Source organism: Iodobacter fluviatilis (assembly GCF_900451195.1).
In the GTDB taxonomy this organism is placed as follows: domain Bacteria; phylum Pseudomonadota; class Gammaproteobacteria; order Burkholderiales; family Chitinibacteraceae; genus Iodobacter; species Iodobacter fluviatilis.
This window is the reverse complement of the sequence record NZ_UGHR01000001.1, coordinates 2954458-2968570: the sequence shown is the minus strand read 5'-3', so window position 1 is coordinate 2968570 and position 14113 is coordinate 2954458. Positions and strand designations below refer to the sequence as shown.

17 protein-coding genes are annotated in these 14113 nt (G+C 46.8%); 5 read left to right on the top strand and 12 right to left on the bottom strand.

Annotation, left to right across the window (positions count from 1 at the left end; all coding sequences use genetic code 11):
- Positions 1-126: 126 nt before the first annotated feature.
- Together DYD62_RS13695 and DYD62_RS13690 are read right to left on the bottom strand one after the other, a co-directional pair.
- Positions 127-522, bottom strand: a complete 396-nt coding sequence (locus DYD62_RS13695; RefSeq protein WP_115227853.1) for a lysozyme inhibitor LprI family protein — start codon at positions 520-522, stop codon at positions 127-129.
- Positions 523-602: 80 nt separating this feature from the next.
- Entirely contained in the window at positions 603-1172 is a 570-nt protein-coding gene (locus tag DYD62_RS13690) for an aminodeoxychorismate/anthranilate synthase component II (RefSeq protein ID WP_115227852.1), read from the bottom strand.
- A gap of 493 nt (positions 1173-1665) precedes the next feature.
- On the opposite strand from DYD62_RS13690, the gene DYD62_RS13680 reads away from it, so the two are divergent.
- The gene (locus tag DYD62_RS13680) at positions 1666-1917 is read left to right on the top strand and encodes a hypothetical protein (RefSeq protein WP_115227850.1); all 252 of its coding nucleotides are present in this window, start codon (positions 1666-1668) and stop codon (positions 1915-1917) included.
- Between the two features lie 11 nt (positions 1918-1928).
- On the opposite strand, the gene DYD62_RS13675 is transcribed toward DYD62_RS13680, so the two are convergent.
- The 6 genes from DYD62_RS13675 to DYD62_RS13655 all read right to left on the bottom strand — a co-directional run bounded on the left by DYD62_RS13675 (position 1929) and on the right by DYD62_RS13655 (position 5604).
- On the bottom strand, positions 1929-2243 hold the full coding sequence (locus DYD62_RS13675; protein WP_115227849.1) for a hypothetical protein: 315 nt from the start codon (positions 2241-2243) through the stop codon (positions 1929-1931).
- A 108-nt stretch (positions 2244-2351) separates the two neighbouring features.
- Positions 2352-3017, bottom strand: a complete 666-nt coding sequence (locus DYD62_RS13670; RefSeq protein ID WP_115227848.1) for a hypothetical protein — start codon at positions 3015-3017, stop codon at positions 2352-2354.
- Positions 3018-3376: 359 nt separating this feature from the next.
- Positions 3377-3751 (bottom strand): hypothetical protein, encoded by a 375-nt coding sequence (locus DYD62_RS13665; RefSeq protein WP_132038731.1) that lies wholly within the window; start codon positions 3749-3751, stop codon positions 3377-3379.
- Between the two features lie 243 nt (positions 3752-3994).
- Positions 3995-4216 (bottom strand): hypothetical protein, encoded by a 222-nt coding sequence (locus tag DYD62_RS13660; RefSeq protein ID WP_115227846.1) that lies wholly within the window; start codon positions 4214-4216, stop codon positions 3995-3997.
- Between the two features lie 168 nt (positions 4217-4384).
- Positions 4385-4840, bottom strand: a complete 456-nt coding sequence (locus DYD62_RS23450) for a hypothetical protein (RefSeq protein WP_132038730.1) — start codon at positions 4838-4840, stop codon at positions 4385-4387.
- Positions 4841-5304: 464 nt separating this feature from the next.
- Positions 5305-5604 carry a hypothetical protein gene (locus DYD62_RS13655; protein ID WP_115227845.1) on the bottom strand — a complete coding sequence of 100 codons (300 nt, stop codon included), beginning with the start codon at positions 5602-5604 and terminating at the stop codon, positions 5305-5307.
- 363 nt (positions 5605-5967) lie between these two features.
- Here DYD62_RS13655 and DYD62_RS13645 point away from each other — a divergent pair, with 363 nt between their 5' ends.
- Together DYD62_RS13645 and DYD62_RS13640 are read left to right on the top strand one after the other, a co-directional pair.
- Positions 5968-6393, top strand: a complete 426-nt coding sequence (locus DYD62_RS13645; protein WP_115227843.1) for a hypothetical protein — start codon at positions 5968-5970, stop codon at positions 6391-6393.
- Between the two features lie 320 nt (positions 6394-6713).
- On the top strand, positions 6714-7775 hold the full coding sequence (locus DYD62_RS13640) for a substrate-binding domain-containing protein (protein ID WP_115227842.1): 1062 nt from the start codon (positions 6714-6716) through the stop codon (positions 7773-7775).
- Between the two features lie 180 nt (positions 7776-7955).
- Here the strand turns inward: DYD62_RS13640 and DYD62_RS13635 are convergent, their stop codons facing one another.
- From DYD62_RS13635 to DYD62_RS13620, 4 genes are all read right to left on the bottom strand, one after another.
- Positions 7956-8153 (bottom strand): hypothetical protein, encoded by a 198-nt coding sequence (locus tag DYD62_RS13635; RefSeq protein WP_115227841.1) that lies wholly within the window; start codon positions 8151-8153, stop codon positions 7956-7958.
- A gap of 313 nt (positions 8154-8466) precedes the next feature.
- A complete protein-coding gene (locus tag DYD62_RS13630; RefSeq protein ID WP_115227840.1) occupies positions 8467-9174 on the bottom strand; it encodes a glycine-rich domain-containing protein in 708 nt (235 codons plus the stop codon).
- 79 nt (positions 9175-9253) lie between these two features.
- Positions 9254-10723, bottom strand: coding sequence for an anthranilate synthase component I (gene trpE / locus DYD62_RS13625; RefSeq protein WP_115227839.1), 1470 nt, complete (start codon positions 10721-10723; stop codon positions 9254-9256).
- Positions 10724-11040: 317 nt separating this feature from the next.
- Positions 11041-11778, bottom strand: coding sequence for a flagellar brake protein (locus DYD62_RS13620; protein ID WP_115227838.1), 738 nt, complete (start codon positions 11776-11778; stop codon positions 11041-11043).
- A gap of 241 nt (positions 11779-12019) precedes the next feature.
- Here DYD62_RS13620 and DYD62_RS13615 point away from each other — a divergent pair, with 241 nt between their 5' ends.
- Entirely contained in the window at positions 12020-12739 is a 720-nt protein-coding gene (locus DYD62_RS13615) for an ABC transporter ATP-binding protein (RefSeq protein ID WP_115227837.1), read from the top strand.
- Complete coding sequence (locus DYD62_RS13610) at positions 12736-14112, top strand: ABC transporter permease (RefSeq protein WP_115227836.1); 1377 nt, start codon at positions 12736-12738, stop codon at positions 14110-14112. Before DYD62_RS13615 ends, DYD62_RS13610 begins: the two co-directional genes overlap by 4 nt.
- Position 14113: the final 1 nt, after the last annotated feature.

Genomic DNA, 14113 nt, shown 5'->3' with positions numbered 1-14113 from the left:
TGGGATACGGCGACTTATATCAGTGCTTTGAAAACACTATTTTGTGAAGTTTTTTTGTTTTGCACTGAGGATCAGTGTGCGGTTTCTGATTCTGAACTCAAATTATTAAGCTAAAGCTGCACAGGGCTATTGCACATAAAAGCGTGATAGTTCATCGCTGCGTGCCCGGTCTGAATCAATGCGGCAAGAGAGCTCGGCAATCCCTGCGCCACTGCCTCCTGCAAAACTTTTACCAACCCAAGCACAATGAGCCTGCCGGTACGCTTCATAGGCCCGGGTGCTTTGTTTGAAGGCGGGCAATGCTTCGGGGCGGCCGGTGGCGCGGTCTAGGTTTTTCATCATTGCACGGGTTGCGGCTTCTGCATTTTTTCGATCTTGCTCGGCCTGCGGGGCCAGCTTGGCTAAACAGGTTTTAATCAGAATTTGATTTGCGCCATCGCATTCTACCTGGGCCGGAGGCGATGTTTGGGCTTGCGCGCTGAAAGCAAGTAAGGCGCATGAGAGGGTAAAGATAAGACGCATAATCTATCCTGGGTAAAAAAAAGGGGCTGGTGCCTGCGGCAGGCAGGCACAGCAGAGGCCTTAAAGCGGCTTAGACTCTGTCAGGCCCATTCTTTTAAAAACTGATCCAGCATGGCGTGACCGTGCTCGGTAAGGATCGATTCAGGATGAAACTGCACCCCTTCGATCGGCAGTGTTTTATGCCGCACGCCCATGATCTCGCCATCTTCTGTCCATGCAGTGATTTCCAGACAGTCTGGCAGGCTGGAGCGCTCAATCGCTAGGGAATGATAACGGGTCACCGTAAAAGGAGAGGGCAGGTTTTTAAACACACCCGTATTGCTGTGCTCTATTTGCGATACCTTGCCGTGCATCAGCGTTTGCGCGTGAATGACTTTACCGCCAAAAGCCTGGCCAATGGCCTGATGCCCAAGGCAAACGCCTAAAATAGGCAGCTTGCCAGCAAAGTGATGAATCGCCGCCAAAGAAATACCTGCTTCGGAAGGAGAACAGGGGCCGGGGGACACCACCAGATATTTAGGCTTTAAAGCTTCAATTTCTTCGATGGTGATTTCATCATTGCGATGTACTTGGACTTCTTGCCCCAGCTCACCAAAGTACTGGACTAAGTTGTATGTAAAGGAGTCGTAATTATCGAGCATAAGCAGCATGGTTTTGTTAAGTCCTTGATTTTATAGGGTTGAATGTGGATGCTGCTTATCTGTTGTCCGGTATATTAACCGGTTATTTTTTTGCGTTATCACGGAGGCTGCGATAAACGCCCTTATTCTGTAAATTATCGCAGTACAGGCGCAGGGCGTCTAGCGCATAGGAAAATAGACTTCTTTTATTGAGCCTGTATTACGCTAAGTATTGATTTGCTTATAAATGCAATCTGTTGTTTCAGCCTCAAGCCAGCCGCTGACACGCTCCAGCTTAATCGATTTGGGGAATATCCCCTTGTTGATTTTATTGTAAAAGCCGCAAGGCAGTAAGTAAGCCGCAGGGGGATATATAAAACTTGCCAGCCCTGCTTGGGGTGAGCCCGCCACCAGTCGTGGCCGCTCTCACTTAACTCTGCTATCTGTCTTATTCCCATTTTTCCGCCTGCAAAGCGCTGGGCTTTTTGTTGATCAGCTCAGCGCCCACTGCGCACCAGCACAATTGCTGGGCATCACCCCCAACAACACTGGCGGCTTAGGTGACTTAGAAAAAGCCGCCACCGTGTTTGTGTATAAGGAGATTGAACCCCTGCTGCAGGAGTGGATCAAGGCGTTGAATGATGGGCTGGGGGTGGAGGTGATGCTTCAAACCTTACGAGTTGGCGTAAACGAACCCAAGGAGGCAGCAAAGCCCGCACGTGCGGGCTTTTTTGTAAGAGTGTATTTAGCTATTCGCATTTCAACAGTGGGTTAGGTCTTTTAAGTCTATTCAAGAACATAAAAAGCCACATGGTTGTCAATATTTTTGGGCATTCCGTAGTAAAAATTTAACGTGCCGTTAATTAATACATTTCCATTACTTTGGGTAATTTTTATATTTGTAATATTTTTCAATGAGTCTGCATTACTTTGAAACCAAATTATTTTTGATGGATGACTTCCTTTAGAGGTTAGCTCATCTACGCTTTGCATAATAGTATCGTTTTCGTGGGTGATTTCTATTTCTTGTGCATTGAGTGTTTTTTGAAAGTTGCCAGTAGCTGAATTTTCTATAAGTGATATGTTTACTGTGATTCGCATTTTTGCATCCTAAAAATAAATAATAGAAAGCTGGAGTCAGGTCTTGCAATAACACAGCTTATGTTTGAAATTATGTTAATGCAAGGCCTGAACCCATTCCTGCTTTTGCTATGATTCTTTTGAGGGGGGATTACCAGCCAAAGCAGAAATGACTTCAATAACAGATTTTTCAATGCCGGATCGGCGCAAATAATTGGGGTGGTATGTTCTGAATGATTTGGCGGGTAACAAATTAGAATTTAAGCGGCACAATTGCCGTTCGCTAAAACCATCAACTGCTTGTGTAATACAGGGGGGGGGGTGAAATAAACGATTATCATAACTTGGGCCGGTGAAGAAAATGACAACATCAGGCGAAATGATTTTTAACTCTTTAAATAAAATAAAATCTAACTTGGAGAGTGTTTGCTTATTTTCGTTCGAGGGCGGCCCCCTCTCTTGATCAAATCGATTAACATTCAACCAAGCAGAAGAAAATTGTGAATTTGTAAGAGAGCGCTCAAGTTTTCTGATCACGCTCCAGAACGGGCTGGCGTAGTATTCCTCTCCGAGGTTGAAATCAGCATATTCTTGCATTTGATCTCGGATGTCTTCGGCACTTGGCCATCCATGCGTTTCTTGCCCGACGAATGCAACTTTTACCACTGAAGACCAATACGAATCACTAGGTGCTATGAGAAAAGGGCCTTCCATCGCCGCTGTGCATTGAGCTTTGACTTCATGAATTGCTAATTCATTGGCTTTATATAATTCAAATAGTTTATCGTTTCCCATAATTCGCTTTTGTGTAAGATTACATTGCCTATTGAATGAGTTTGAAGATCTCATCTTTGCTTGCGACCAGAGCGACAATTGTGGCGATGATTACTAATAACTGGAATTAATAACTGGGGGTCAGAACAAAATTAAATCCTACTATGCTTAATGCTCTTAGAGCTAAAGAAGGTGGATTTAATAACCAGGTTCAGAGTAAACCTAAATTCTATTATGTTTCATACACTCAGAGCCGAAACAAGCAGGCTTAACTTTACTCGGACCCCAGTTATTCTTTATTCTTTGTCTTAATGTCTTAACATGTTTTCAAACTTAGGCTGAGTTTACTATGTGCAGATGTAAGATCTGACTTTATTTTTTTAATTTTCATCCGCTTGATATGAAACACCTTGGATACGAGAGTCACGTGCAGCCAATGCAATAATATCATCAATGGCGAGAGCGCCCTTTGTGTGTTTGTCCAAAAATTCCGAAAAAGTCGGCTGACTTCGCTCAGGATGGTAAATAAGTAGTAAGTTTATCCATTTGTTGCGCTCCTCATATTTTGAGGTGCCTACGAAATAAATGCAATTAACGTAGATTTCGTGAAGTTTTTCACGAAGCCAAGCTTCTTCAGAGGCGAGTTTTGCATTTCTCATTGACCTAGCTTGTTGCCATATTGAAATGAGATTTGCAATCAAAGTAACACCTCCGCCGATCGCCGCACCAATTAAACCTGAAGTTGCTGCATCCACGCACATCCTCCTATTTAAGAAATATTGACACACAAATTGCAGCTTGGTCGGGTCTTGTACTAACATATTTTCAAATCTAGGCCGAGTCTACTATGTGCTAATGCAAGACCTTCCCCCGTTTCCCTTTATGTATTACTTCAGATAGCTAGGGACGGCTTCGACGTTGTCGTAGTGGGCCTAACGCTTAGCTTTAGCCCCCGATATCTTGGCCACGTTGGCTTGAATAGCTGGTTGGACCTAACTCTAAAGCGGCGTGGCTGTGGAACCAGGAAAATGTGGCTTCGAAGCAGGAACTAATTTCTGCAACTTAGTAAGGAGTTCACGCAGCTGATCTTGCTGCTCTGGCGGTGCAGTTTGCTCCTTGATGGCGTTTCCAGTGCTGATAATTAGCCCTTCTGTATGGCCATCTAGCAGCCCAGCGCTAATGTGGCTTTGAACTGTTTGAATTAAACTCGAATAGTCCATGGCAAAACCTCTTTGAAATGAAACCTTATGAGACCGTCACGACTTGCTGCTGTCAAGAGACCGTAGGGTCAGGTCTTGCATTAACATATTTTCAAACCTTGGACGAGTTTACTGTGTGCTGATTCAAGACCCGACTCCCATTTACTTAACGCTGTGTTTATATAATGCCTATAAGACACACTCGCCCCTTACGTCGGCCCCAACTAATTTAATAGTTAATACTGAGCTGCAAGGGACAGATTGACCATTCTGAGAACATTGATAAACATAGACTTCATTGCAATTGTCATAACCAGGGTTTGGATCCCTATATTTAGAGCAATGCGGCAAAGTAGTATTAGGGTTAAGCGTATATGCTTTATCAAAGGTAAGATCGCCAGGTCGTCCACAAACACTAGCCCAATTTGAAATTTTAAAATCAACGGATTGCGAAGAATTTGATTTTAGTGAGTATTCAATAACCCCCATAGATGAATAGTATTTTGTATTACAACGATATACCCAACCATTTTGGGTTTGGTCGCATGCTTCTGGATGAACGTATTGCGCTGAAACTGTTGCACTATAAAACATTAGTATGCTAATTGACGAACGTAAAAATAGACTAATAAATAACTCTTTCATATTTATCTTCTTAGCGATTAATGATCATTAAATAAGAGAATCCAAAAGGCTATTTTCGTTTCGCTTCCAAATATAGGACAGTTTCGGTGATTGTCAAACCAGTTGTTGCCTTCGTCGTTAAATTTGACGCAGTCTTTCAGTTCTCTATTTTTCTTACAGGCTCTCTCTATGCAGGGGGCGGGTTTAAGGCGCTCTATTTTTGTCATTTACCAATTGTGGTTTTCTCTTGTCCATCGCTGTGGATGGAAAGGGCCTTGGGTATTAATATATTTCCAAATCTAGGCTGAGTTTGCTATGCACTAATGTAAGACCTGCCTTTTTTTGATAAATATATAAAGAGGGGGTATATATTTATCAAAAAAACATAACCGGTCCTAAATATTGAAAAATATTATTTATATAATGCTGGTTTAATCTCTAAGGGTCATATTTTTCGCCAATCTTCATGGTCAATAAACTCGGGATCACCGCAGCCACCACTTGTCAATGGCAATAAACCAATTTTGTGTTTGTAGCGGTGGCCGGCCAATCAGTCCAACCACTGATGCGGCATACAACGCACAGATTGCCATAAGCCCGGCAATGATCAAGGTGTTGACCGGGGCCAGCCAAGTACCGGCCCGGGCAGATGCAATCACGGAAGGCGGGGCATTGAAAAAGGCGTACCAGGACGGGCCTGCAATGACGGCGCCTGCGTGAATGACCACGCCTGCAATGGCGATCAGTAAGGCGAGGTAAACCAACAAACTGTTCGATTGTTTCATTACGGGGCCTGACGTTAAAATGGAGCAACTTGCTTACGCTGCAGTTGGATAAAAAGCCGCACGTTCCCGCTAGCCTGCTTGAATGCCATGTCAGGCGGTTCTATCGTTAAGCTTCTCATTTGGCTCAGCCCAATTGGGCCGACGCTTAAGCTGAAATTCTTGGCGCCCTTTTTTAAGTGTTGGGGCATCCCCCATTTGGGCTTCTGTCTCGCCTACACTGCCGCTGTTAATAGCATAGTGGATCACTGTTTTCCCGGGGGCGAGTGAAATCAATCCGTGTAATTTCACTGCTGTCATTATGTATCTTGTCTCTGATCTTTAAATAACAGAAGCTTTGTTTATTTATGAAGAAAGGAATACGGCGTGATAAAACTTAATGTCTTTTGCCTGCTTATGCTGGCGTCAGCAGGCGCAATGGCCAGTGAGGCCAATCTGCCTGAGGAAATGCTGCGGGGAAGAAATCAGCAATATCAGGAAGGCTTTCGTGATGGCTTTCGCGAAGCGATGCGGATGATGAATGGCAATCAGGGAAGCCAGAGTAGTGACTGGCGAAAAATTCAGATTTTGAATGCGACTTATGGCTCAGCAAGAGGGCGGTGTGATTTTACCCAGCGGCTGGCCCGCTCTGCCAACGATAAATCATCTTATCGTTTTAAATCAGGCAATCAGTGGTGTGGAGATCCCTCTGATGGTTATCAAAAAATGTCGACGGTTGAATACGCATGCCGTGGCAAGCCAAGAAGAGCTTATGTTCGGGAGGGGCAATCGGAAACGCTGCGATGTAATTGATTTTTGCTGTGCAATAGCATAGCAAGCTGTTTTACATGGAAGAATAGGTATGAGTATTTATACTAAATATTGAGCATGGGGTTTATTTAAGGGTGACTTCTTTATTGATTCCATAAATAAAAGGAGACAAAAGAGTGTGTCATCTGACTTTAGGCCACTGCACAATGCGTTTATTCAGCTGATCATTGACTAGAATGCATAACAATGCAGGGCTTAACTCGGTCAAAATTGGCTGCTTTTATGTTTGTTAACAAGGCGTGCATGGCTTTTTTTGAATAAGCCTTGCTTTCATCGATAAATTTTAAATAAAGGTGGATTGCATGCAAAAAAAATTCTGCCTGTCCAATTTTTTTATTGGAATAATTTTAAATTTATGGATGTTTGTTTTTGCCGTTGCTGCTGAGCCATGGGGCGGACCGATTACCGGGCCGCCTGCCCAAACAGGAAAGATGGTTGTTTTTATTGCTTCAGACCTTAAAAATGGCGGAGTAGCCAATGTGTATCGCGGTTTGGAAAAAGCCTGCCAAAAATTAGGCTGGAGGCTTATTTTGCTGAATGGCGAGGGCAAAAATGACAAACTGCAAACGTTATTTGTGCAGAGTATTGCCCGGCAAGCGGATGGCATTGTGTTTGGGGGCTTTCAGCCGGATGATTTTCCGGAGCAACTAAAAATAGCCAAACAAAATAAAATAAAGCTGGTTGGCTGGCATGCAGCAAAAAATCCAGGCGCGACGCCTGATCTGTTTGTTAATGTGGCAACGGATGCGATTGAGGTAGCCGAAATGGCCGCTCATTTTGTGCTGGCGGATGCGATAAAAAATAAACGCCCACTGGGCGTGATTATATTCAATGATAATCAATTTGCTATTGCCAATAATAAAACAAATAAAATGAAACAGGTTGTTGAATTGTGCAGTGCTTACAAAAACTGCAGAGTGCTTTCAATTGAAAACGTGAAGATATCTGATTCTTCGCTTCTTATTCCAGAATTGGTTCCAAAACTTTTAAAGCGCTATGGAGAGAGCTGGACTTATAGTCTGGCCATTAATGATATTTATTTTGACAGTATGAGTTATCCACTGATTCAGGCAGGGGCTAAAGAGTTGATGCTTGTTGCAGCTGGCGATGGCTCTGCTCTGGCGTTAAGCCGGATTGCTTCATGCCGCTCTCAGCAAGCAGCAACGATTGCTGAGCCGCTGACCATGCAGGGCTATCAATTAGCTGATGAGTTAAATCGTGCTTTTGCAGGCAGCCCACCCAGCGGTTATATATCTAGGCCAATCTTAGTCACGTGTGATTTGCTTAAGAAAATAGGCAATCTTAGTATTGATCATGAGTTGGGGTTTGAGAGTGCCTACAACAGGATTTGGCACAAGAGATAGAAAGGCAGTTAAAAAGACGATGTTTTGATGGCTTTTCAAAGGTGCCAGACTCTTTTTATTTGCCGGTCTTTGTTGTACTTGAGGATTCAGGTGGGCTGAGATATGCCATTCAATAGCGAGCTGCAGAATTGAAAAAGGCAAACACGCTGTGCTTGCCTTTGATTCAAGAAACAGCGGATATTATTTTGCCATTTCTTCTTTAGGTGCATCTTTTTTCATTTCTGCTGCGTGTTTCTTAGCGTCTTTCCGTGCTTTATGTTTCTTTGTTTCTTTCTTTTGTAAGGTCATGCCGTCTTTGTTCATCAGCCCTTCAGCAAATGAGGCGACAGAAGTTAAAGCAATACACGATGCTGCAATTGCGATAATAAGCTTTTTCATAAATGGAGCTCCTTGGATGAAACGGCTGAATGTAGATTAAAGCTGCAATTTAGCCCATGTCAGCATGTCTGATATTTCAGTGGCATTACATGCTCTTGTGAGCAATGAGCGTCCTTATTCATAAACTACATAAGGTGTTTTTTCCAGGAGGAAAAACGGTAATATTGTCGCTGGCTTTCGATTACATTGGGTTTGTGCTTTAAAAAGCTTTTAAGTTTTGCTGTGAAAACAAGCTTTCAGGCTGATTGTGTAATTACAGTGGGTTTAATGTTTCTTATGTTGCCGGCCACTTTTATCGGGACGGTCATTGTATTTAATCACCGCCACCACCACCCCCGCATCCGCCGCTACACCCCCCGCTGCATCCGCCACTATCCCCGCTGCTGTCTGATCCACCTGAAGAATCCGAGCTGTTGCCAAAATCGCTGCTGCTAGTGAATTCACTGCTGAGATCGGATGAATAAAACCCTGCGCCGCAATGCACGGTGCCGATGCTGCTTGCGGCAAGCTGGCTGCAGTCGGGCGTGTAATAAAAGCCATTGGCTAAGTTCCATTTAGCATCTAAGGCAAAGAGCAAAGGTAGGCGGGTTGGGTGTTTGGGGTTGATGTTTTCTTCAAGGCAGGCATAGCGCCAGCAAGTACGTAAGCCATCGTTATTTCGCAGCAGAGGGCTGAGCGCGCTGGCGGGGGTGTGATGCAAATAGCGGCCAAAGGCTTTCTTGCAAAAGGCCTGATAGTTTTTGGTGTAAAGAATAAATTCATGCCAGAGATCGTCGACTACTTGCGATGGCATGGCGATGTGGCGATAGCCGCTTTGATGATAAACCTGAAAAAACTGCCTGAGGGCGTGTGCCACCAGCTGCCGGTCTTTGAGATTAAGCTCTGGCCTGACTTTGTGCAGCTTATCGAGTAGGCCGGGCGGGAACATATAGCTGCGAATATAATCCGCACGGGCTGCTTTTCTGAGTCGGTGCCACATTAAAAGCAGGACCATGCTCAGGGCGAAAAGGATGAAGTACATATTACTCGCTTGTTTGGATGAGGGATGAATACGCCATGATGCCCCAGGCCTATTTCTAAGCTTCGGGGGGGGGGCTTGATTACGCGTCCAAACCATCCTGTACTAACTCTGCCGCACGTAAGACTGCGCGCGCTTTGTTTAAGGTTTCCTGCCATTCGCTCTCTGGTACCGAGTCAGCCACGATGCCGGCTCCGGCTTGCATATACAGTACTTTGTCTTTCACAACCGCAGTACGCAGGGCGATGGCGACATCCATATCGCCATTAAAGCCCAAATAGCCAACAGCGCCGGAGTAAATGCCGCGCTTTACCGGCTCCAGCTCGGCAATGATTTCCATCGCTCGTACCTTGGGTGCGCCGGAAACGGTGCCCGCAGGGAAGGTGGCTTTGAGAACATCAATATTGCTCATGCCGGGTTTAAGTTTGGCTTCCACGCTGGACACAATATGCATGACGTGAGAATAACGCTCGATCACCATTTTATCAGTTACCGCTACGCTGCCGGTTTGTGCCACACGGCCCGCATCGTTGCGGCCTAAATCCATCAGCATAATATGCTCGGCAATTTCTTTTGGATCGGCTAAAAGTTCGGCGGCGAGTGCTTCGTCTTCCAAGCGGGTTTTGCCGCGTGGCCGTGTGCCTGCAATCGGGCGTACTGTGACGGTATCGTCTTCAAGGCGCACCAAGATCTCTGGTGATGCGCCCACAATATGAAAGTCACCAAAATGGTAGAAAAACATATATGGCGATGGGTTTAAGGAGCGCAGCGCGCGGTAAAGCGAAATCGGTGATTCTTCAAAGGGCAGGCTCATTCGCTGCGAAAGCACCACCTGCATGATGTCGCCATCAATAATGTAATCTTTGGCTTTAAGTACTGCGGCTTTAAACGCATCCTCACCAAAGCCTGATGTCATCTGGCTAATGCTGGGTGCCCGGCCTTGTAGGGGAATTTTGGCAGGTTCGCGTAATGCCATACGCAGGGTATGAATGCGGTCGGCGGCGGTCTGGTAAGCATTGTTTTGTTCGGTATTGGCGTAAACCACCAGGAACAACTTGCCTGACAAATTATCGACTACGACTAATTCTTCAGAGAGTAAAAGCTGAATATCAGGCGCACCAATTTCATCCGGCTTGGGGTGATTGGCGAGTTTTTTCTCGATGTAAGCGATGGTTTCATAGCCAAAATAGCCGACTAAGCCGCCCAAAAAGCGCGGCAGCATTTTATTGGCTGGGGCACGGTAGCGCTGTTGAAAGCTTTCAATAAAATCCAGCGGATTGCCCTGATGGGTTTCAATCACCTCGTTATTACAGATAACTTCGGTCAGATTGCCTTGCACTTTTAAGCGGGTGCGGGCGGGCAAGCCAATAAAGGAATATCGGCCAAACCGCTCGCCACCTACAACAGATTCTAAAAGATAGGTGTAAGGCTGGTTGGCCAGTTTCAGATACACAGATAAGGGCGTATCTAAATCGGCAAACAGCTCGAGTGTCAGCGGAATGCGGTTATAGCCTTGCTCTTTGAGGGTATTAAATTCGGTAATCGACAACATGGATAGACTCCAAACTGGGTTTCGGTGACATGACGCAGAAATTTGTAAGCAAAAGGGCGGGCAGCTGGCTCTGCAGGCTGCTTGTGCAAATTAAGAGCGACGCCATCGCTGTGGGTTGGAGTAAAAGCCCATATTGCTCCGTGAGGTGAGGGATCTACCCCGATTTTTGCCGATCTTAGCTAGGATGGTCAACCTTCTTGATGGGCCAAATGGGGCGGCTTTGCTGATTTCTTCGGTTTACAGCGGAATATACCTTTGCAAGTGCTGTTTGAAAGGTGTTTGGGCATCCGTTTTCTCCGTGGCTGCAGTGCTTTAGCTTAGCGCACCGTGCGTTGCGCCATTTCGAGCTGGGAAAGCAGTTTTTGTAATTTGGCTTCGAGCGGGTGATCAAGGGCAATAAAGTGCATGCCCAGCAGCAAAACATTGTGGTGGGCTGATATTTCTTCAAATTGGCGCAGGCTGCAAACCTCAACCAAGGTGCTGGCGGAGCCAGTATGGCCAAGTTCTATGATGATTTTATGTTGCTGAGCTATTTGTAGCTCTTGTGCAAAATCAGCCGGAACCCAGCAAGAGAGCCCGCCTATGGATAAATCACAGATCACAAAGCGTGAGGCTTTGCTGCCCGTGGTTTGAAACTGGCAATAGAAGGGCTGATTCTCAGGAATTTTGGTGCGAAAGTGTTCTCGCCGTTGCAGCTTAATAATGGAATCGGGTATGGCAATGCGAAATGCAGCCTGTCCCTTGAAGCGCCACGGGTTCAGATCGCAGTTGAATTTAACTAAAGAGCCACCGCCAGGTGTTGCAATGGCGATGGCTTCGCAAACAGGAATATCAGCCTGAGGGTTGAGCAAGCAGCAGGTGTTTTCCGCCTGATTGATTTCTAAAAGGTGGCTAAGAATCAGCTCGTCACCGTTGTTCAGAAATAAATTAAGGGCATCTCCGTGTTTTTGGAGCATGGAAAAAATCGATAAGATTTCACGCCGGTCTGCCTTTCTGAATGATTCCAGCTCGTCGACTTCATTCATTAGCGATTTGAGTGTGGTTTTAAAGTTCATACGCCCTTCGCACTTGTTTGTGGGTGCTGGCTTACGCTCCTTTTAATAATTTAGGCGATAAATCTATTGCTGGCCTGTCGTGGCGTGTTTGTTTTGGGCGAATGGTATTTTTTGCATCCTGCTCTGCATTTCGTCGCGCTTTTATACGTCTTATCTGCCTGAGTTGCGCTTTATCTCATCGTCTTAAACCTTGCGTTAAGGCCGCATATATTGGATGCATTCTTCTGATGAGGACTGCTCAATGTATCCCGTTATCTTAAAACAGGTTAGCAAGCACTATCGTATGGGCTCGGTCGATGTGCCTGCTTTGCAAGAAGTTAATCTGGTCATTTATCCCAACCGCTTTACGGTCATTGCTGGCCAGTCAGGCAGCGGTAAAAGCACTTTGCTTAATTTAATCGGCTGCATTGACCGTGCCGATAAGGGCGAGGTGATTGTGGCGGGGCAATATATTGCGCAGCTTCCTGATGATGCGCTGGCCGATTTCAGAGCGCGGCATTTAGGGTTTATTTTTCAGAATTTTAATTTGCTGCCTGTATTGTCCGCCTTTGAGAATATTGAATACCCGCTGCGCATGCTGAATATGCCTGCCACAAAACGTAAAGCCCGCGTGATGGATTTGCTTGATGCGGTAGGGCTGGCCGATAAAGCCCAGCATCGCCCAGGGCAATTGTCCGGCGGGCAAAGGCAGCGGGTGGCCATTGCCCGCGCACTGGCTCCCGCGCCGCAATTGGTGCTGGCCGATGAGCCAACGGCCAATCTGGACAGCCAGACTGGTAAGGCCATTTTGCAATTGATGCGCCGTATGCAGCTGGAGCATCAGGTGAGCTTTGTGTTCTCTTCCCATGATCCGCAGGTACTGGCCGAGGCCGATGATGCCATCATGATTCGTGACGGGCGGGTGGTCTCTATAGAGCAATTTGATCGGTCGGCCGCCAGAAAACAGGAGGTGCTGGCATGAATATTTTCTCTTTAGCCATGCGTAATCTTTTGCGCAACTATCGCCGCTCTCTGGCGACCTTACTGGCGATGCTAGTGGGGGCGGTGACTATCTTATTATTTGGCGGCTACAGCCAGGATCTGAATTTAGGGCTGCAAACCGGCTTTGTGCAAAGCAGCGGCCATTTGCAAATTCAGCATAAAGATTATTTTTTATATGGCAACGGGAATCCGGCCGCTTACGGTATCGCCGATTATCCTAGGCTGCTGGAGGTCTTGCAAAAAGACCCTGTGCTGGCCCCCATGCTGAATGTCATGACCCCCACGCTGAGCCTTGGCGGTATTGCAGGAAATTTTTCGGCGGGCGTATCTCGCACGGTGCTTGGGCGCGGTGCGGTGGTGGAAGACCAAAATAAACTGGGGCAGTGGAATGATTATGATTTTCCAATTAAGCCCAAAAAATCAGCGCTGACAGGCACTGCAGAAGATGCGGTGGTGATTGGCTCGGGCGTGGCGCGGGTATTGGCTTTGTGCGGCGTTTTGCAAGTAAAGAATTGCCCGCAACCCAGTGTGGAAGCCGCCAGTGGCGCGGATGCGCCCGCCGATGTACTGGCCTTGTCAGAAGGCACAGCGGGCACACCAAACACAGGCCGGATTGAAATGCTGGCGGCTAATTCGCATGGTGCGCCCAATGTGGCCGCCCTGACGGTGGTGAAGGCTGAAACCATTGGGGTGAAAGAGCTGGATGATATGTTTGTGGGCCTGCATTTATCTCAGGCGCAAAAGTTGATTTATGGTGCGGGTACGCCGCAGGTCACGGCGATTGTGCTGCAGCTGAAGCACAGCAGCCAGATGGCTGCGGCCAGAGCGCGGCTGGCGGAATTGTTGGCGGGGCCACTTAAGAACCATCCGCTTGAAGTGTTGGATTACACCACGATTAATCCGCAATACGGCCAAATCACCGGCATGTTTACGGCCATCTTTGGGTTTATCTCCCTGCTGATTGGCTCGATTGTGCTGTTTACCGTGAGCAACACCATGAGCATGGCCGTGGTGGAGCGAACCGTGGAAATCGGCACCTTGCGCGCTATCGGCTTGCGCCAGTCTGGCATCCGTCGCTTATTTGTCTGCGAAGGTGTGTTGCTCGGTTTATTGGGTGCGGTGGCTGGGTTGCTGACGGCATTGGCACTGGCGTGGATTGTGAACCACAGCGGCCTGACCTGGACTCCGCCGGGGAATGTTGATCCTATCCCGCTGACTGTACGGGTGTGGGGCGAGAGCAGGATGCTGCTGACGACGGCACTGGGTCTGGTGTTTGTGGCGTTATTGTCGGCATGGTGGCCGGCAAGGCGGGCTGCGCAGCTCAATATTGTGGATGCCTTACGGCATACATAGG